At 73.5% G+C, this 16,783-nt stretch carries 17 protein-coding genes and 2 pseudogenes; 9 read left to right on the top strand and 10 right to left on the bottom strand.

Annotated elements, in window-relative coordinates:
* Positions 1–23 precede the first annotated feature (23 nt).
* Both HGB44_RS09435 and HGB44_RS09430 read right to left on the bottom strand, forming a co-directional pair.
* A complete protein-coding gene (locus HGB44_RS09435; protein WP_061079763.1) occupies positions 24–485 on the bottom strand; it encodes a VOC family protein in 462 nt (153 codons plus the stop codon).
* Positions 482–1,075, bottom strand: coding sequence for a DinB family protein (locus HGB44_RS09430; RefSeq protein ID WP_061079762.1), 594 nt, complete (start codon positions 1,073–1,075; stop codon positions 482–484). Before HGB44_RS09430 ends, HGB44_RS09435 begins: the two co-directional genes overlap by 4 nt.
* 62 nt (positions 1,076–1,137) lie before the next feature.
* Between HGB44_RS09430 and HGB44_RS09425 the strand changes: the two genes are divergently transcribed.
* The gene (locus tag HGB44_RS09425; RefSeq protein WP_061079761.1) at positions 1,138–2,151 is read left to right on the top strand and encodes a helix-turn-helix transcriptional regulator; all 1,014 of its coding nucleotides are present in this window, start codon (positions 1,138–1,140) and stop codon (positions 2,149–2,151) included.
* A gap of 45 nt (positions 2,152–2,196) precedes the next feature.
* Here HGB44_RS09425 and HGB44_RS09420 read toward each other — a convergent pair whose 3' ends face one another.
* The 3 genes from HGB44_RS09420 to HGB44_RS09410 form a co-directional block, all read right to left on the bottom strand.
* Positions 2,197–3,702, bottom strand: coding sequence for a DUF6297 family protein (locus HGB44_RS09420; protein ID WP_061079760.1), 1,506 nt, complete (start codon positions 3,700–3,702; stop codon positions 2,197–2,199).
* Positions 3,699–4,316 carry a heme ABC exporter ATP-binding protein CcmA gene (ccmA, locus tag HGB44_RS09415; RefSeq protein WP_061079759.1) on the bottom strand — a complete coding sequence of 206 codons (618 nt, stop codon included), beginning with the start codon at positions 4,314–4,316 and terminating at the stop codon, positions 3,699–3,701. The genes HGB44_RS09420 and ccmA overlap by 4 nt, the downstream gene beginning before the upstream one ends.
* A gap of 341 nt (positions 4,317–4,657) precedes the next feature.
* Positions 4,658–6,928, bottom strand: a complete 2,271-nt coding sequence (locus HGB44_RS09410; RefSeq protein WP_061079758.1) for an ATP-binding cassette domain-containing protein — start codon at positions 6,926–6,928, stop codon at positions 4,658–4,660.
* A 73-nt stretch (positions 6,929–7,001) separates the two neighbouring features.
* Here HGB44_RS09410 and HGB44_RS09405 point away from each other — a divergent pair, with 73 nt between their 5' ends.
* Positions 7,002–7,802, top strand: coding sequence for a TetR/AcrR family transcriptional regulator (locus HGB44_RS09405; RefSeq protein ID WP_061079757.1), 801 nt, complete (start codon positions 7,002–7,004; stop codon positions 7,800–7,802).
* A gap of 69 nt (positions 7,803–7,871) precedes the next feature.
* On the opposite strand, the gene HGB44_RS09400 is transcribed toward HGB44_RS09405, so the two are convergent.
* The 4 genes and pseudogenes from HGB44_RS09400 to HGB44_RS09385 all read right to left on the bottom strand — a co-directional run bounded on the left by HGB44_RS09400 (position 7,872) and on the right by HGB44_RS09385 (position 11,119).
* The gene (locus HGB44_RS09400) at positions 7,872–8,210 is read right to left on the bottom strand and encodes a DoxX family protein (RefSeq protein ID WP_061079756.1); all 339 of its coding nucleotides are present in this window, start codon (positions 8,208–8,210) and stop codon (positions 7,872–7,874) included.
* A 155-nt stretch (positions 8,211–8,365) separates the two neighbouring features.
* Positions 8,366–9,129, bottom strand: a pseudogene (locus tag HGB44_RS09395) (class I SAM-dependent methyltransferase).
* Positions 9,130–9,206: 77 nt separating this feature from the next.
* Positions 9,207–9,872 (bottom strand): response regulator, encoded by a 666-nt coding sequence (locus HGB44_RS09390; protein ID WP_061079755.1) that lies wholly within the window; start codon positions 9,870–9,872, stop codon positions 9,207–9,209.
* The gene (locus HGB44_RS09385; RefSeq protein ID WP_210751397.1) at positions 9,869–11,119 is read right to left on the bottom strand and encodes a sensor histidine kinase; all 1,251 of its coding nucleotides are present in this window, start codon (positions 11,117–11,119) and stop codon (positions 9,869–9,871) included. Before HGB44_RS09385 ends, HGB44_RS09390 begins: the two co-directional genes overlap by 4 nt.
* 94 nt (positions 11,120–11,213) lie before the next feature.
* On the opposite strand from HGB44_RS09385, the gene HGB44_RS09380 reads away from it, so the two are divergent.
* The 6 genes and pseudogenes from HGB44_RS09380 (at position 11,214) to HGB44_RS09360 (ending at position 14,711) form a co-directional block, all read left to right on the top strand.
* On the top strand, positions 11,214–12,380 hold the full coding sequence (locus tag HGB44_RS09380; RefSeq protein ID WP_061079754.1) for a DUF418 domain-containing protein: 1,167 nt from the start codon (positions 11,214–11,216) through the stop codon (positions 12,378–12,380).
* A 576-nt stretch (positions 12,381–12,956) separates the two neighbouring features.
* Positions 12,957–13,388, top strand: coding sequence for a hypothetical protein (locus HGB44_RS09375; RefSeq protein ID WP_061079818.1), 432 nt, complete (start codon positions 12,957–12,959; stop codon positions 13,386–13,388).
* A 60-nt stretch (positions 13,389–13,448) separates the two neighbouring features.
* Positions 13,449–13,577 (top strand): hypothetical protein, encoded by a 129-nt coding sequence (locus HGB44_RS32410; RefSeq protein WP_267909075.1) that lies wholly within the window; start codon positions 13,449–13,451, stop codon positions 13,575–13,577.
* Positions 13,538–13,936 (top strand): annotated as a pseudogene (locus HGB44_RS09370) (DUF5753 domain-containing protein); the annotation flags it as partial. The gene HGB44_RS32410 and the pseudogene HGB44_RS09370, both read left to right, overlap by 40 nt.
* A gap of 2 nt (positions 13,937–13,938) precedes the next feature.
* Positions 13,939–14,124: a DUF397 domain-containing protein gene (locus HGB44_RS09365; protein WP_082768276.1), complete on the top strand. Its 186-nt coding sequence runs from the start codon at positions 13,939–13,941 to the stop codon at positions 14,122–14,124.
* A gap of 131 nt (positions 14,125–14,255) precedes the next feature.
* Positions 14,256–14,711: a pyridoxamine 5'-phosphate oxidase family protein gene (locus HGB44_RS09360; protein WP_061079752.1), complete on the top strand. Its 456-nt coding sequence runs from the start codon at positions 14,256–14,258 to the stop codon at positions 14,709–14,711.
* Between the two features lie 80 nt (positions 14,712–14,791).
* Here the strand turns inward: HGB44_RS09360 and HGB44_RS09355 are convergent, their stop codons facing one another.
* Positions 14,792–16,006 (bottom strand): FAD-dependent oxidoreductase, encoded by a 1,215-nt coding sequence (locus HGB44_RS09355; RefSeq protein ID WP_061079751.1) that lies wholly within the window; start codon positions 16,004–16,006, stop codon positions 14,792–14,794.
* Positions 16,007–16,102: 96 nt separating this feature from the next.
* Here HGB44_RS09355 and HGB44_RS09350 point away from each other — a divergent pair, with 96 nt between their 5' ends.
* Positions 16,103–16,732 (top strand): TetR/AcrR family transcriptional regulator, encoded by a 630-nt coding sequence (locus HGB44_RS09350; protein ID WP_061079750.1) that lies wholly within the window; start codon positions 16,103–16,105, stop codon positions 16,730–16,732.
* Positions 16,733–16,783: the final 51 nt, after the last annotated feature.

Below are 16,783 nucleotides of genomic sequence, written 5' to 3'. Positions count from 1 at the left end.
ACCACGACCAGGGTCGGACGACCTCAGTCCAGGCAGAACTCGTTGCCCTCGGGGTCGGCCATCACGATGAAGCCGGTCTCCATCGGCGGCTCCGGCTCGTGGCGGCGCACCCGCGTCGCCCCCAGCGCCAGAAGCCGCGCGCACTCGGCCTCCAGCGCCGCCATCCGCTCCTCCCCCAGCAGCCCGGGTGCCACGCGCACGTCGAGGTGGAGGCGGTTCTTGGTGACCTTGTCCTCCGGCACCCGCTGGAAGAACAGCCGCGGGCCGTTCCCCTCGGGGTCCTCGATGGCCGACCTCGTGTTGCGCTGGTCCTCGGGCACGCCCACCTGCGCCAGGAAGGCGTCCCACGCGGCCAGCGGATCGGCGCCCTCGGGCAGGTCGGCCCCGGGCGGTCCGGGGTGGACGTAGCCCAGCACGTCGCGCCAGAAGGACGACAGCGCCCGGGGGTCGTGGGCGTCGAAGGTGATCTGGACGTCGAGGCTCATCGGTTCGCTCCGTTCGCGGCTGCCGCCGTGTGCAGGTAGAGGTCGCGCAGCAGGCAGACCTCGGACAGATGATGGATCAGCTCGCGGTGGATGTGCAGCACCAGGTCCGCCATGGGCGCCTCGGGGTAGGGCTCCTTGGCGCCGACCGGGGTCCGCAGCGCGGCCGCGTCGAGGCCGCGCACCCCGGCGAGCCAGACGTCGACCTGGGCCTGGAGCTGGTCCAGCGCGGCGGACGCGCTTCCGGCGTACTCCCAGGTCTCGTACGAGGCCGCCGGTGCGCCGAAGTGCGACGCGTTGCGCATGGCGAGCACGCCGACGATGACGTGACCGAGCCGCCAGGCGATCGTGGTGAAGGGCGCGGGGTCCGGCTCCGGGAAGGCGAAGTCGATCGTGAAGTCCCCCGAACCGCCCTGCACGGGCGCCGTCGAGCTGCCGCGCGGCCGCACGTTCCAGGAGCGGGAGTCCGGTACCGGCGACCAGAAGTACTCGTCGTCGGTGAGGCCCTCGAAGCGGGGCCGGATGTGGTGGTTCCAGTGGAACTCCCACTGCTCGCGCAGGGTCTGGTTCCAGTCGGGTTCTGTGGTGTCCATGCGGCCACTCTGGCACCACTGGCGGACAGGATCGGTCCGCTATCTCTGGCAGGGTGGGACGCATGGACACGGCAGGCGGCGACGAACGCGGTACGACGGAACGGGTGCTCACGCTGCTCGGACTGTTGCAGCGGCGCCGGGTCTGGACCGGCCCCGAACTCGCCGACCGGCTCGGGGTCACGCCGCGCACGGTGCGGCGCGACGTCGACCGCCTGCGCGCGCTCGGCTATCCGGTGCACGCCAGCCAGGGGGTCGGCGGCGGTTACCAGCTCGGCCCGGGCAAGGATCTGCCGCCGCTGCTGCTGGACGACGAGGAGGCGATCGCCACCGTGGTCTCGCTGCTCGCCGGCGCGGGCGGCGCGGACGGGGTGGACGGCGGCGCGGGCGACGCCGCGCTGCGGGCGCTGACCAAGCTCGACCGCGTGCTGCCCACCCGGTTGCGCGACGAGGTGCGCGCGCTCTCCGGCTCGGTGGAGTCCTTCGGCTCGGGTCGCACGCAGGTCGACCCGGAGGTGCTCATGACACTGGCCAGGGCCTGCCGCGACGAGGTCGAGGCCGGTTTCGACTACCCGTCCAGGAGCGGGGTGCGACGGCGGCGGGTCGAGCCCCACCGCCTGGTCGCCTCCGAACGGCGCTGGTACCTGCTCGCCTTCGACCTGGACCGCGACGACTGGCGCAGCTTCCGCGTCGACCGGATGAGCGGTGTGGCCGCGCGGACCTGGCGCTTCCGCCCCCGCGCGGCCCCCGACGCGGCGGCGTACGTGCAGGAGGGCGTGGCCAGCCGGGTCTACCCGCGTCAGGCGCGCTTCCTCGTGCACGCGGCGGCCGAGACGGTGCGCGCGCAGATCCCCGCGTCGGCGGCGGTCGTGCGGGGCCGGGGCGGCGGGCGCTGCGAGGTGGTCAGCGGCGGCCACGACCTGGACTTCGTGCTGATGCACGTGCTCCTGTTGGGACACGACTTCGAGGTGCTCGACCCGCCGGAGCTGGCGGGGCGCTGCCGCGTGCTGGCGCGAAGACTGCTGTCGGCCGGTGCGGCGGCCCCCGCCGGGCTGGGCAGCGAGGAACCCGGACCCTGAGCGGTCGGCCGTGAGCTGAGCGGCCCGTGCCCTGGCTCCACGTTCCTACGCGCGTCTCGGGGCGGCGCAGTAGGCCCCCAGCACCGCCGCGCCCCACACCGCCTGCGCCGCGAGCAGCGGCACGGTCACCCCGGAGACGAACGCCAAAAGCGCGGGCAGACACCCGAGCACGGCGAGGTCGGCGCCGGTCAGCGCCCACACCACCGGCCCCAGCGGCACCGGGCCCAGGGGTGTGTCCACGACGGGCATCGTGTGCTCGACGGGACGGCGCCGGGCCAGCCGCAGCGCCCCCGCCGCCAGCGCCGGAGCGCACAGCAACCCCAGAGGCCACCAGAGCCCTCCGAAGCCCGCGAGGCCCAGCCCGGCCAGCGCGAGGGTCAGCCACAGGCCGCCGAGCAGGGCGGGCAGCACCGCCCGCGCCGCCATGAGCGCGCGCGGACCGGTACCCAGCAACCGCGCCAGCGCCGCGTCCCCGGCGTCCCGGCGCGCCCCCGCGGTACCCGTCGCGGCGACCGCCAACGCGCCCGCGGCGAGCACGACCAGCGCACCCGCCTCCCCGGTGCCCGCACGGGCGGCCAGCACGGGCAGAATGGTCGCCGACGCCACCAGCGCCAGGATCCCCGGCCTTCGCGCCAGCCGCCGCCAGTCCAGCCAGGCCACCGCGGCCGCACCGCGCAGCCGCGACGGCCACGCCCGAGAGCGCAGCACGCGTGAGCGCCAGTGCGCGTCCTCGGCGATCCAGGACAGCGAACCCGGGTCCATGACCAGGAACGCGCCCGCCGCGAGTTCCGCCCGGGACGAGGCCTCCAGGACAGCGCGGGCCGGGATGTGCGCCAGGGTCCGCCAGGCCCGCCACGCCACAGCGGCGGCCACCCCGGCCGAAGCGCACGCCGCCGCGCTCCACGCGGACACGGGAGCCGACGCGATGCCCACGAGCACCCCGCGCCCGGGCCCCGCGCTCATCACCATCACGGCGGCCGCCGCGACCACGAGGGCCACGAGCAGCGCGGTCAGCCGGTCGTCCCAGGGCTGCGCCGCCTGCGCCAGCACGGCCGTCGCCGTCCCGCCCAGCGTCCACGACACGCCCAGCACCACGGCCGCCAGCAGCCGGAGCGCCAGCGCGTCGGGAGCGCCGAGCGCACTCAGCAGCGCCAGGCCGAGGACCGCGCCGCCAGCGGCGCACACCAGGGCCAGGACCAGCAGCGCGGGTGCCAGCACCCCGCGGCGCGGCAGCGGAGAGAGCACCAGCCACGCCGCGTCCGCCGCCGACACCGCCACCGGCCCGACCGTGCGCGCCAGCCTCAGGGAGGCCGCCAGCAGCAGCGCGGTCAGCGCCAGGCCCGCGCCCGCCCGCGCAGGATCGACCGCGCCGGGCACGGCCGCCACCGCGCGGCCGATCACCGGAGACACCGTCACCACCAGCAGCCCCAGGGCCAGCAGGATGACGTAGCGGTCGGACCAGCTGCGGTGTCGGCGGTTGCGGGCCCGCGCGAACGCCCGGACCTGTGCCGCTCCCGTCCGCGTCGCCCCCGTCTGGGCCGCCCCGTTCACGCGGCGGCCTCCAGGGCGACATGGCGGGCGTCCTCGGCGAACCGCGGGTCGTGCGTCACCATCACCACCGTGCCGCCGTCCGCGGCGTACTCGGCGAGCAGCCCCGCGAGCCGCCCCCGGAAGGCGGCGTCGAGTCCGCGTTCGGGCTCGTCCAGCAGCAGCAACCGACTCGGCCGCAGCAGCGCCATGGCCAGGGACAGCCGCTGGCGCTGCCCGGTCGACAGCGACGACGGGGCCCGGTCCGCGCAGCCGGACAGCTCGAACAGCTCCACGGCCGCCGCCACCTCCAGCCGTCCGGGGCCGTGCACGGCGCGCATCAGCTCCAGGTGCTCGCGCACGGTCAGCCCCGGATACCAGGTGGGCTCGTCACCGACCAGGGCGACCTCGCGCCAGAACCCGGGTTCGTCCACGGGCGGTCGGCCCAGCACACTGACCTCGCCCGCGGTCCGCTGGAGCCCAGCGAGGCAGCGCAGCAGGGTGGTCTTGCCGACGCCGTTGGCGCCGAGCACCGCGACCACCTCCCCGGGCGCGACCGTGAGGTCGACTCCGCGCAGGACCGGGACGCCGCCCAGTTCCACGTCCACGTCACGGGCCACGATGATCGGTTCGCTCACCGGCTCAGCCTAGGACGTGGGCGACGCGCCGGGGCCACCGCGCCCGGCCGCCACCCCGCTGCCAGTCCGTTTCCGTTCCCGAGACGGGAGCGGCACGGACGCGACCGCGCCACCCCCGCCGGTGCCCGAGTTTCCGGGTCGGAGATCCGAGGGGACTGGAGTCGCCCGGTCCCGTCGGGGAGCACCACGTCCGGCCGCCGGGACGGAGGGCACGGTACGCCCGTCCCGGCACGAAGCCGTGCCGGGACGGGCGTGGGGACGGGGCGCGGCTGTCCCCGCCGCACGCGCCTGCCCTCAGAGCGCGTGCCCGTCGCAGCTCAGACCCTCCTGGGCCACATCGGTCAGTGCCCCAGGTAGGACCGCAGGTGGCGGGCGGTGAGGGTGTCGCCCTCCGCCACCAGCTGGGCGGGGCTGCCCTCGAACACGACCCGGCCGCCGTCGTGCCCGGCGCCCGGACCCAGGTCGATGACGTGGTCGGCGTGCGCCATCACCGCCTGGTGGTGCTCGATCACCACCACCGTGTTGCCGTCGTCCACCAACCGGTCCAGCAGCGCCAGCAGCCGGTCCACGTCGGCCAGGTGCAGGCCGGTGGTCGGCTCGTCCATCACGTACACCGCCCCGTCGCGGGCCATGTTGATGGCCAGTTTCAGGCGCTGGCGCTCACCGCCCGACAGGGTGGTCAGCGGCTGGCCCAGCCCCAGGTAGCCCAGGCCCACGTCGTGCAGCCGGTCCAGGATGGTGCGGGCGTTGCCACCGGGGAAGAACTCCCGCGCCTCCACCACCGACATCGCCAGCACCTCGCTGATGTCCTTGCCGCGCAGCTTGTGCGTGAGCACCTCGGCCCGGAACCGCTTGCCCTCGCAGTGCTCGCAGGGTGAGGAGACCCCGGCCATCATCGCCAGGTCGGTGTAGATGACCCCGGCGCCCTTGCACTCGGGGCAGGCACCCTCGGAGTTGGCGCTGAACAGCGACGCCTTGACGTCGTTGGCGCGGGCGAAGGCGGTGCGGATCGGATCCAGCAGCCCGGTGTAGGTGGCCGGGTTGGAGCGCCGCGACCCCTTGATCGCCGACTGGTCGACCACCACCACGCCCTCGCGCCCGGGCAGGGCGCCGTGGATGAGCGAGCTCTTGCCCGATCCCGCCACGCCGGTGACCACCGTGAGCACCCCGGTCGGGATGTCCACGCTGACGTCCTTGAGGTTGTGCGAGTTCGCGCCGGTGATGGAGATGTGCCCCCGGGGCGCGCGCACCTTCTCGCGCAGGGTGGCCCGGTGGTCCAGGTGGTCGCCGGTGAGCGTTCCCGAGGCCCGCAGCCCGGCCACGTCCCCGGTGTAGGTGACGCGCCCGCCCGAGGGTCCGGCACCGGGCCCCAGGTCCACGACGTGGTCGGCGATGGCGATCGTCTCGGGCTTGTGCTCGACCACCAGCACCGTGTTGCCCTTGTCGCGCAGGCTCAGCAGCAGGTTGTTCATCCGCTCGATGTCGTGCGGGTGCAGGCCCACGGTCGGCTCGTCGAAGACGTAGGTCACGTCGCTGAGGCTGGAACCCAGGTGGCGCACCATCTTGACCCGCTGCGCCTCCCCGCCCGAGAGCGTGCCCGACTCCCGGTCCAGGCTCAGATAGCCCAGCCCCACCTGCACCAGGGACTCCAGGGTGTGGCCGAGGTTGTCCAGCAGGGGTTTGACCGAGGGCTCGTCCAGGGAGCGCACGAACCCGGCCAGCTCGTCCACCTGCATGGCCGAGCACTCGGTGATGGTGCGCCCGGCGACCCTGACCGCCCGGGCCCGGGCGTTGAGGCGGGCGCCGTCGCACTCGGGGCAGGTGGAGAAGGTCACCGCGCGGTCGGCGAAGGCGCGCACGGCCGTCTGCATCTTCTCGCGGTCCTTGGCCAGGTAGGTGCGCCTGATCTTGGGGACCAGCCCCTCGTAGGAGAAGGAGTTGGTGCCCACCTTGACCTTGGTGACGGGCAGGTGCAGCAGGGTGTGCCACTCCTCTTCGGTGTAGTCGGCCACCCTCTTGTCGGCGTCCAGCAGGCCCGAGTTGACGAACACCTGCCAGTACCAGCTGCCCACGCCGTAGCCGGGGACGGTGATCGCGCCCTCGTTCAGGGACAGGTCGCGGTCGACGAGTTCGTCCACGTCGATCTGGTTGGTGCGCCCCAGCCCCTCGCACTCACCGCACATGCCCTCGGAGCTGTTGAAGCTGAAGGCGCTGGAGGGCTCCAGACGCGGGGTGCCCACCCGGCTGAAGACGATCCGCAGCATGGCGGCGGCGTCGGTGGCCGTGCCGACGGTGGAGCGGGAGTTGGCGCCCATCCGCTCCTGGTCGACGATGATCGCCGCGCTGAGGTTGCGCAGGCTGTCCACGTCGGGCCGTCCCAGGCTGGGCATGAACGACTGCACGAAGGTCGTGTAGGTCTCGTTGATCAGGCGCTGGGACTCGGCGGCGATCGTTCCGAAGACCAGGGAGGACTTGCCCGAGCCGGACAGGCCGGTGAAGACGCTCAGCCTCCGTTTGGGGATGTCCACCGAGACGTCGGCGAGGTTGTTCTCCCGGGCTCCCCGGACCTGGATGGTGTCGTGGGTGTCCGCTGTGGTGGGGTGGGAAGACACACTGCTCCTCAGGAGTCCTTATGGCGTAAGCTGATGGCTGGAGAACGTTAGTTTATAGCGTAAGGAGATGCAAGTGGTGGTCTACGCCGGGCAGGGTGACGCCCGTCGCACCATGGAGCTGCTGTGGCGCTCGCGCGGCGGGGACAGCGCCCGGACGGCACCCGGCCCCAAACCCGAGCTCAGCGTGGACCTGGTGGTGGAGACCGCCATCGCCCTCGCCGACGCGGAGGGGATGCAGGCGCTGTCCATGCGCGCGGTGGGCCAGCGCCTGGGGCGCACCGCCATGTCGCTCTACACCTACGTGGCCAGCAAGAACGAACTCGTGGAGCTGATGTACGACCACGCCTTCGCGGAACTGGCCGACGCCGCCGAGGCCGACGCCGAACCGGACTGGCGCACGGCTACGACATCCTGGGCCACCCGGCTGTGGGACTTCTACCTGAGGCACCCCTGGACCCTGGAGGTCTCCCAGGCCCGCCCGGTACTGGGCCCCAACGAGTACCGGCTGTTCGAGTCGCTGGCCGCGGTGCTGCACCGCGCCGGACTGGGACCCACGCAGATCCGCAGCGCCTACGGCAACCTGTTCACCCTCGTACGCGGGCCCGTGCAGATCGCCTCGGAGTCGCGCCGCGCCCCGGAGGTCACGGGCGTGGCCGAGGAGGCGTGGTGGTACGAGCGCTCCGCGCAGCTGGACCGGGTCGCCCCGGACTTCGACCAGCGCTTCCCCGTGCTGACCCTGCTGTCGGAGCAGGGAGCGTTCAGCAACGAGGACCAGAGCGAGCCCTACCTGGAGCAGGAGGCGTGGGAGACCTTCCGGTTCGGGCTGAACGCGCTGCTGGACGGGCTCCAGGCCAGCATCGCCCTGCGCGGGTGAGCGTGCCGGCCGCCCTTCCCTGGAGGGTGGACGGGGTGACCGGCGCGGTTGGGCGCCGGTCGACCGGAGTCAGAGAACCACCAGGGAGGCGGCCACCGGCGCCGCGTACACCAGCGGGAACGGGATGTGCGCGTAGGAGCGCGCCCGGACCACCGTGACGACGGCCCCGGTGAAGTACAGGACCAGGCCGATCCCCGCCAGCACGCCGACGACCGGGACGAACAGGCCCACCAGCAGGCCCGCCGCCCCCGCGGCCTTGGCCGCGCCGAGCCAGGGCCACCAGGAGCGGGGGACGCCGTACTCGGTCAGGGGCTGCACGACCCACGGGGCGCGCAGGAAGACCGATCCGGCGGAGAAGGCCGCCAGGGCGGCGCCGAGCAGGGTGAGGACGATGTGGGCGGTGGACATCAGCGATGCTCCTCGTCGGGAGGGCACCGGCCTGCCCGGCCGGGTGCCTTCGGGCTTGTCACCCCCTCGACCCCGCCCGGCGCACGGGTGTGACAGCTTCGCGGCAGAAGTTCTCGGCGCGGGTCCGCGGTACGGGTTCCCGGTACGGACGCCGGTCAGCACGGTCGGGCGAAGGTGATGATCTCCGCGCTGGCGTCGGTGAGCGGGCTGCGGTCCCAGTAGCCGTACTGCGCGCTCACCTCCAGCCCGGCCTCGGCCAGGAAGCCGTTCAGGGCGTCGGCGTCCAGGAAGCGCAGCGTGCTGCGGCTGCTCCGGGGCCCGTCCCAGCCCTCGACGCCGTAGTCGGAGGTGAAGGTGACCAGATCGCCCTCCACGCTCTCCAGCCGGTGGACACAGGTGGCCTTGCGCCCTCCGGGCCGTCCACGGTGCGCACCCGCTCAGGGGTCCACGCCTCCCAGCCCCGCGCGGCCGGGTTGCGGGTCTCGAACACGAACCGGCCGTCCTCGGTCAGGGCCCGGCGCACCGCCGCCAGGAACTCCCGCAACCCGTCGTCGGTGAGGAACACCTGGAAGGCGTGCCCGGTCATGACGACCAGGTCGAACTCAGCCTCGTAGGGACCGCCCGCCTCCCCGTCGTAGGGGCCGTGAACCAGGTCTCCGAGGGTCCACTCGACGTCGTCGCGGTCGCGCCGCCCGACCTCCAGCATCGCGTCGGCCGGGTCGAGGCCGACCAGGCGCCCGGTGTGGCCGCGCTCGCGCGCCACCCGCTGGAGCTTGCCCGTCCCGCAGCCCACGTCCAGGACGGAGCGGGCGTCCATGACCAGGTCGAGGTAGAAGTCGTCCTGGGGTGAGCACCGCCAGAAGTTGAAGTAGTCGTAGAGCTCGGCCAGGTCCGGTTGGGAGAAGTGTCGGTCGACCATCGGGCCATTGTGGCCGCCCGCTCCCCCGCCGTCACCGGGTTTTCCGCGCCCGCTCCGGCCCGGACCGCGTGCGGGCATCAGGGCTCCTCGACGGTGTCGGACCAGGTCACCAACCCGTACCGGTAGGCGAACACGGCGGCCTGCACCCGACTCGCCACCCCGAGCTTGGTCAGGATGCGGGCCACGTGCACCTTGGCGGTGCCCGGTGTGATCCCCAGCTCACGGCCTATGAGCGCGTTCCCGTGCCCCCGCGCGACCAGGCGCAGCACCTCGCGCTCCCGGTCGGTGAGCTCCTGGGCCCGGTGCGGCGGGGTCCGCGGCGAGGTCCGCGCGAACCGGTCGACCAGCCGGGGCGTCACACGCGGGTCGATCACCCCCTCGCCGCGCGCCGCCGCGCGCACCGCCGTCACGTACAGCTCCGGTTCGCTCTCCTTCAGCAGGAACCCCACGGCTCCCGCCTGTAGCGCTCCGAACAGGTACTCGTCCAGGTCGAAGGTGGTCAGCATGATCGTGGGCGGCGCCGGGTCCAGCCGGGCCAGATCCCGGGCCGCCGCCACCCCGTCCATGCCCGGCATACGGATGTCGGTGAGGACCACGTCCGGCCGCAGCCGTCGTGCCATGGCGACCAGTTCGATGCCGTGCGCGGCAGCACCCACCACGGTCACGTCCGGAGCCGCCCCGAAGAGCAGTCGCAGCCCCTCCCGCGCGGCGGGCTGGTCGTCGGCGACCAGAAGTCGGATCACGTCCGCGCGTCCCTTCCGTTCCCGGCTGGCGCCACGGGGAGCACCGCCCGCACTCGCCAGCCCCCGCCCGACCCGAATCCGGCCTCGACGCGGCCGCCCAGCTCCTCGGCGCGTTCGCGCATCCCCCGCAGTCCCAGGCCGGTCGCCGCGATGCCCCGGCCGGTGACGGCCCCGGGTGGAGGGATGCCGTCGTCGACCACGCTCACCAGCAGACCGGCGGTGCCCTGCCGGGCCAGGCGCACGGTCACGTGCCGGGCCGACGAATGCCGCAGCGCGTTGCCCAGGGCCTCCTGCACGATCCGGTAGACGCCCTCCGCCACCTGCGGGTGGACCTGCTCGTCCATACCCGGAGGCAGCACCAGGTCCACGGCCAGGCCGATCCCCTCCACCGCCTCCACCAACCGCGGCAGATCCGCCAACCGCACCTCCGGCGGCGGGGGCTCGTCCCAGCGCTCCTCGCGCAGGGGCTCCAGCAGCTCCCGCATCTCTCCCACCGCCCTCCCGGCGGCGTCGGCGATCGCCGACAGCACCCGGTCCGGGTCGGCCTGCGGCCCGCGCAGCGACTCGCGTCCGCCCACGGCCAGCAGCCGGATCGCGCTCAGGTGGTGCCCGGCGATGTCGTGCACGTCCCGAGCGATCCGGGCCCGTTCCCGGGCGCGCTCCCGCTGGATCCGGGAGAGTTCGGCGCTGCGCCTCTGTCCCGCCCGCTCGGCGCGCATGCGCAGGAGCAGCCCCACGAGCGTGGGCAGGACCCCGGTCAGCGCGATCATCACGATCTGCGGCGGGTCCCCCCACAGCAGGCCCGGCTGCTCCGCGCTCAGGGTGAACAGGGTCAGGATCCACGGCACCGAGAGCGCGCCCACCAGGGCCGCCGGAGCCCGGTGCAGGACCGCCGACCCGGCGGCGAAGGCGGCCAGCGCCTCCGGCAGCGGGGCGCCCACCCCCAGGACGACCGCCAGCGCGAGCGCCGCGGTACCGGTGGCCACTGCCACCGCCACCGGGTACCGGCGCCGCCACACCAGCGGCAGGCAGGCGCAGACCACCAGCACGGGCAGTGCCCACCACGGTGCTGCGGCGGCGCCCGAGGTCCCCGACCAGGCGAGCGACACCGCCCAGCCCGCGGCGATCAGGGGGTCCCGAGCGGTGTCCGGCAGTCGGCGCCGTCGGCGGTGCGGCCCCTGGGGCACCACCGCGTCCGGTGCGTCCGTTCGGGTCAGGGTCGTCTCCATCCCCTCATGGTGGGTCATGGAACGCCCTCCGTCGTATGCCGAACGGCATAAGGGTGCACCTCTGCCGTTCGGCGGACGCGCCCCAGGGGTCCCCACCAGCAGGCTGCCGGGCATGGACACCGAAGCCGAAGCCCCGCGGGCCCGCACCGAGGCCCGCCCCACACCCCCGCCCAGACTGCTGATCCTCGACGTGCTGCGGGGGATCGCCATCCTGGGCACCCTCGCCACCAACATCTGGCTCTTCCTACCCGGAGTCGCCGAGTCCGCTGGCGCCTTCAGAGCGGTGCTGGACCCGCTGCTCAACGGCAAGTCCTACGCGTTGCTCGCGATGATGTTCGGCATCGGTCTGGCCGTGCAGCACCGGTCCGCGGCCGCGCACGGCCGACCCTGGCCCGGCCGTAACGGGTGGCGCCAGGTCCTGCTGCTGGTCGAGGGCGCGCTGCACACCGTGCTGCTGTTCGCCTGGGACGTCCTGATGGGCTACGCCGTCACCGCGCTGGTGGTCGTGTGGCTGCTGAGGCGCTCGGAGAAGGTCAGGTCGGTGGTGATGTGGACCGCTCTGGGGGCGAACCTCGCCCTCATGAGCGCGTTCACCCTGCTGTTCACCCTGTTTCCGGCAGGTGATCCCGCCCCCGCGACGGTCGGGGCACAGGAACTCCTCTTCATCGAGGGCTCCTACCCCGACCAGGTGGCCGAACGGTGGACGGGGTTCTTCGGCACCCGGGCGGAGATCCTCGTGGCCCTCCCCATGTGCCTCTTCCTGTTCCTGCTGGGGGTGCGGCTCTACCGTTCGGGCGCTTTCGACGACACCGCGCGCGGACGGCTGATCCGCGGACGGCTGCTGGCCTGGGGGCTGGGCCTGGGGTTGCCGCTGTGCGTTCTGGGTTCTGCGATATCCGAACTCGGCACGGCCCACCGGTACGCCTTCTCCGGCCTGCTGATGCTCGGGTACGTGGGTCTGACGGGATGGCTGCTGGACCGGGCGCGCGGGAACGGGCAGGTGGTCCGCTCCCTGCGCGCGGTGGGTCGCACCGCCCTGACCTGCTACGTCCTACAGAACCTGCTGGGGTCGGTGATCTTCTACGGCTGGGGGCTGGGGTTGGCGGGGGTCCTCGTGGGGGCCGATCCGACCGTGGTCGCGGCGACGGTCGCGGCCGCCTACTGCGCGATCGCCCTGATCCTGGTCACCGCCGCCAGGATGTGGTCGCGTCGGTTCGCCCGGGGGCCTCTGGAATCCGTCAGTGCCCGGGTGCTCGCGCTGCTGCCGGAACGCCGCTGAGGCGTGTCCGGTGAATCCGGGGCAACGGTCCTGTCGGGTCGTACGCGGAGCCGGACCAGGACGGCGGCGGTCCTGACGGACGACCGGTAGGCCGTGGTCGTGGCGGGTGGTTCGCCAAGTGGACGCCGGGGGATGGACCATTGGGGGTGCGATCGCACGGTGGGACGCCTTCGCCACCCGGGAGGCCGTGAAGGGGCAGGGAGCGGGCCGGTCCGACGGCGGTGGGGCGCACGTCCTGCTCGGCCATGGCCTGGTCCACGATGCCGCCCGCCGCCGCGTCGTGGCCGCCGCAACGACGGACGGTCGGCCACCGCCGTCGAGGGATGCGACAGCGCCGCGTAGAGCGGCACGAGCCCGTCCGCGTCGGAGGCCCGGACCGTACGGATGATCACGTGGGAGGTCATCTCCCGCACGCTACAGAGGGGTGCGTCGACCAGCCGTCGCCCCCACCGGTTCCCGGTACGGCGGGGTGGGGCGAGACACACCGGGTCCTCCTCAAGTCCAGGCTGTCGTCCGGGTCCGGCCAATCCGGCCAACTTCGCCCGCGAACCGGATCCACCTGCGACCATGGCCCCCATGACCACCACCGCACTGCACTACCGGGACGGCGCGTGGGCGCCGGGCCCCGACCCCGTCAACGAAGCGTGCGCCACCCAGACCGTCGAGGAGGACTGGACGGACTGCGTCGCCCGCGCCGGGTTCAACCGACGTCCGTTCGCCGAGTACGGCGGTCCCTGCTCGTCCTCCTACGCCCAGCTGTTCAGCGGCGACGACGGCACGAGCTTCTTCATGCACATCGCCCACGGCGGCTTCGGACAGCACCTGTACTTCCACTCCGTGGTGGACGCCCTGGACCACGCGGCCCGCTGGGCCCCCGCGTTCGCCCTCCAGAACGACGACCCCGAACTGGCCTCCCCCGACGTCGGGGCAGCCTCGTCCATCCCCAGCTTCGCCGAGGACTTCGACGAGGAGGAGCTGACCAAGCTGCGGCAGGCCCCTCACCCCTGATCCGGGCTCTGGGCGCGGAGCCAGCTTCGGCTGTCGTGAGCGTAGGGGCCGAGCCGGTCGATGGCCTCCCAGAAGCCGTACGGCAGCGGGGCGCAGGTGCAGGTCCGCGCGTTGCAGGCCGGGGTGAAGGGCGAGACGCGACCGGCCAGCGGCGTGCTGTCCTGGACGCACCGAGCGGTCCCCGACTGACGGCCGTCCTCGATGAAGCAGCCCTGCGCAAGGTCGTGGGGGCGTACACCGTCATGGCCGAGCGGTTGCGCTTCCTCGTCGGTATGGCCGCCCACTACAAGGTGACCGTGCTCGTACTCCCCGACGAGGCGGGTGCGCACCCCGCCGTTGACGGTGCCTTCACCCTGTTCGACTTCCCCAGGCCCGAACCGGGCATAGTCTCCATCCCCACCGTGGTGGAGGCGCTGTACGTTGAGGACGCGGACTACTTCGATCAACACGCGCTGATCTTCGACGCCGTCCAGAACCTGGCGCTGGACCCCCAGGGGTCGCTCGACCTCATCGGTTCCATCGCCGCAGAGCACGACAAGCGAGCCTGAACATGTTGCTGGAGTTCCACAAGTCCTCCTACTCCACCAGCGGAGACAACTGCGTCGAGGTCGCCGAACTGCCCACCGGTGCGGCCATCCGCGATTCCAAGCACCCTGAACTGGGCTTCCTCCCGGTCGGTGCCGGTGAGTGGACCGCCTTCACCCGCCTCATGGCCGCCCAGGCCCCCAAGGCCTGAGGACGCTTCCGCGCCCTCCCGGTGGCGGGCCGCAGCTCCGTCCGGCCCGCCACCGCACACCCCCGCGACGGGTTGTCCACAGCCCGAAAAAGCTTCTTTCCCCGCCGCCCCGGGCCGCCTAGCCTGAAGATGTGAGCGATACCCCCAGCACCTTCAGTCAGCACGAGCACCCCTTCGACGTCGACGCCTTCCTCGCCCGCCCCCTGGTCGCCAGGGTGGCCGTCTCCGACTCCTCCGGCGCACCCACGGTGCGTCCGGTGTGGTTCCTGTGGGAGGAGGGCGCGGTCTGGTGGATCACCGGCGCCTACTCGCGGATGTCGCGGTTCCTGGCCAAGGACCCCCGGGTCGCGCTGGTCGTGGACACCTGTGACCTGGAGAGACTGGAGTTCCTCCAGGTGATCATGCGCGGTAAGGCCGAGGTCGTGCCCTACGACGAGGAACGCTCCAGACGCAAGCGCCGCCGCTACCTCGGCGACGACGAGTCCACCTGGCCCGCCGACCTGAAGGACTTCGACGACGACGCACGCCTCGTCCGCTTCGTCCCCGAACGGACCATCGTCCAGGACCTGTCCAAGACCCGCCCCTGAACCACGGCCAGCAACGCCTGGCCAGCCCGCTGACGAGGGTTGACACGACTCCAGAAGGTGATGCCGCTGTCAGTGGCGGGCTAGGGACGGGTCGGAGCCGGGCCGGGGACCGGCGGGGGCGTCCACTGCGCCACCGAGGAGCCCATCCGCACGAGGGCACCGCCGGGGACCAGGCGCAGCGCGGAGTTGCGCAACGCCTGGCGCCACCCGCCGCCCAGGTCCGCCCCGAACCGCGCCATGAGGACGGCCTGCGCGGCCATCGAGCGGCATCGCGGGCGCCGGACCGCGTCGAACTCCGCCAGGGCCCGTCCCAGGTCGTCGCCGTGCGCCGTCCGGCCGCTGACCAGACGTCCGAGGCTGGCACCGTCCTCCAGGGCGGTGGCCGCGCCCTGCCCCATCGTGGGCAGCGCGGCGTGCGCGGCGTCGCCGACCATCGCGACCCGCCCGCGGACGTAGCTCGGCAGCCCGCCCGGCAGGTGGTAGACGTCGTGGCGCATGAGCTGGTCGGGGCTGGTGTCGGCGATGAGTTCGCCTATCTCGGGCGCCCAGCGGGCGAACCGGGCCCGCGCCACCGCGTGCTCGTCGCCGACGACCGCTCCCTCCGGGGCGCGGACGTAGCCGTACCAGTACAGTTCCGACGCGCTGACCCGCACCGACCCGAACTCTCCGCCCGGCCCCCAGTACTCGACGAGACGTCCGTCGCGGGCGGTGTCGGGAACGACGGCGCGCCAGCTCGTGCTCCCGCTGTAGCGGGGGCGCGCCGTGGGGAAGAGCGCGGCGCGGACCGCACTCCACACCCCGTCGGCGCCGACCACGAGGTCGGCCTCCGTGCGGTGGTCGGTGTCCCCTCCATGCCACTCCACCTCCGCGCGCTCCCCGCCGGGCGTTCCGGGGCGCACACCGGTGACCCGCGCGTCCGTGGTCACCTCCACTCCGGCCTCCTCCGCTGCCTGGCGGAGGGCGGCGTGCAGCCGCTGCCGGTGCAGGCCCAGCAGCGTGACCACCGGGCGCACGTCGGGGCGGTGGTCGGGGATGAGCAGGAGGCTGCGGCCCCGGGTGTCCCGGAAGCCCGTCGCGGTGGTCTCGTACCCGATCCGCGCGACGCGCTCGTCGTCGAGTCCGAGCGCGTGCAGCGCGGCGACGCCGTTGCCGAGCATCGCGACCCCGGCGCCGACCTCGGCCTCGCCGGATCGGCGCTCCAGCACGGTGGTCCGCCAGCCCTCCCGGGCCAGCGCCACCGCCGACGCGAGCCCCGCGATGCCGCCGCCGACCACCGTCGCCACCGGTTCCCTCATAGCCGTCCACTCCCTCGCCGTCGGGCGTTCGGCAAAGGGCCGACCGCCGTTCAATACGATGGTAGTGGTAGGCGTCGCCGACCTATACTGACCCCCATGCCTCCCGCCAACCTGCGACGACGCCGTGCCCTGGCGGACGCGGCCATCGCCCTGCTCGCGGAGGAGGGGGCGCACGGGCTGACCCACCGCGCCGTCGAGGCCCGCGCCGGGGTCCCGGCCGGGACCGCCACGAACTACGCCCGCAACCGCGAGGCCCTGCTCGTCGCGGCAGCCGAACGCGTCCTCGAACTCCACTTCGCCGACATGGCCGCCGCCACCGCCGTCGACCCGGCGGAGGGCGCGGCGGACGGGACGGACCCGGCGCCCCGCAGGACGACCAGCGCGCACGACCTGGCCGAGATCCTCGCCGACTCGCTGTGGACCGCGGCGACCGAGTTGCGCGAGCGCTACCTGGCGGTCTTCGAGCTGCAACTGGAGGCCCGGCGCCGTCCCGCACTGGCCGCCGTCCTGGCCCGGCTGGGCGCCACCGCGCTGGCCGACACCGCCGGGCTGCACGACGAGATGGGCACGGGCGTGCCCGAGGCCGCGGTCTCCGTCCTCATCAGCCTCTACTCCGGCACGCTGTTCAACCTGGTCACCCTCCCCGCCGACCTGCTCGACCGGGAGCGGGTCCGCGTCCTCGCGGAGGCCATGGTGCGCGGAGCGCTCACCGGCGGCGGGGCGTAGGCCTCACCCTGTGGGCCCGGCGGGCGCGAGACGGACCCGGATTCCCTCTCA

Origin of the sequence: Nocardiopsis alborubida, assembly GCF_012396365.1 — a bacterium.
In the GTDB taxonomy this organism is placed as follows: domain Bacteria; phylum Actinomycetota; class Actinomycetes; order Streptosporangiales; family Streptosporangiaceae; genus Nocardiopsis; species Nocardiopsis alborubida.
The sequence above is the reverse complement of the archived record's forward strand: the minus strand, read 5'-3'. Positions and strand labels throughout refer to the sequence as shown.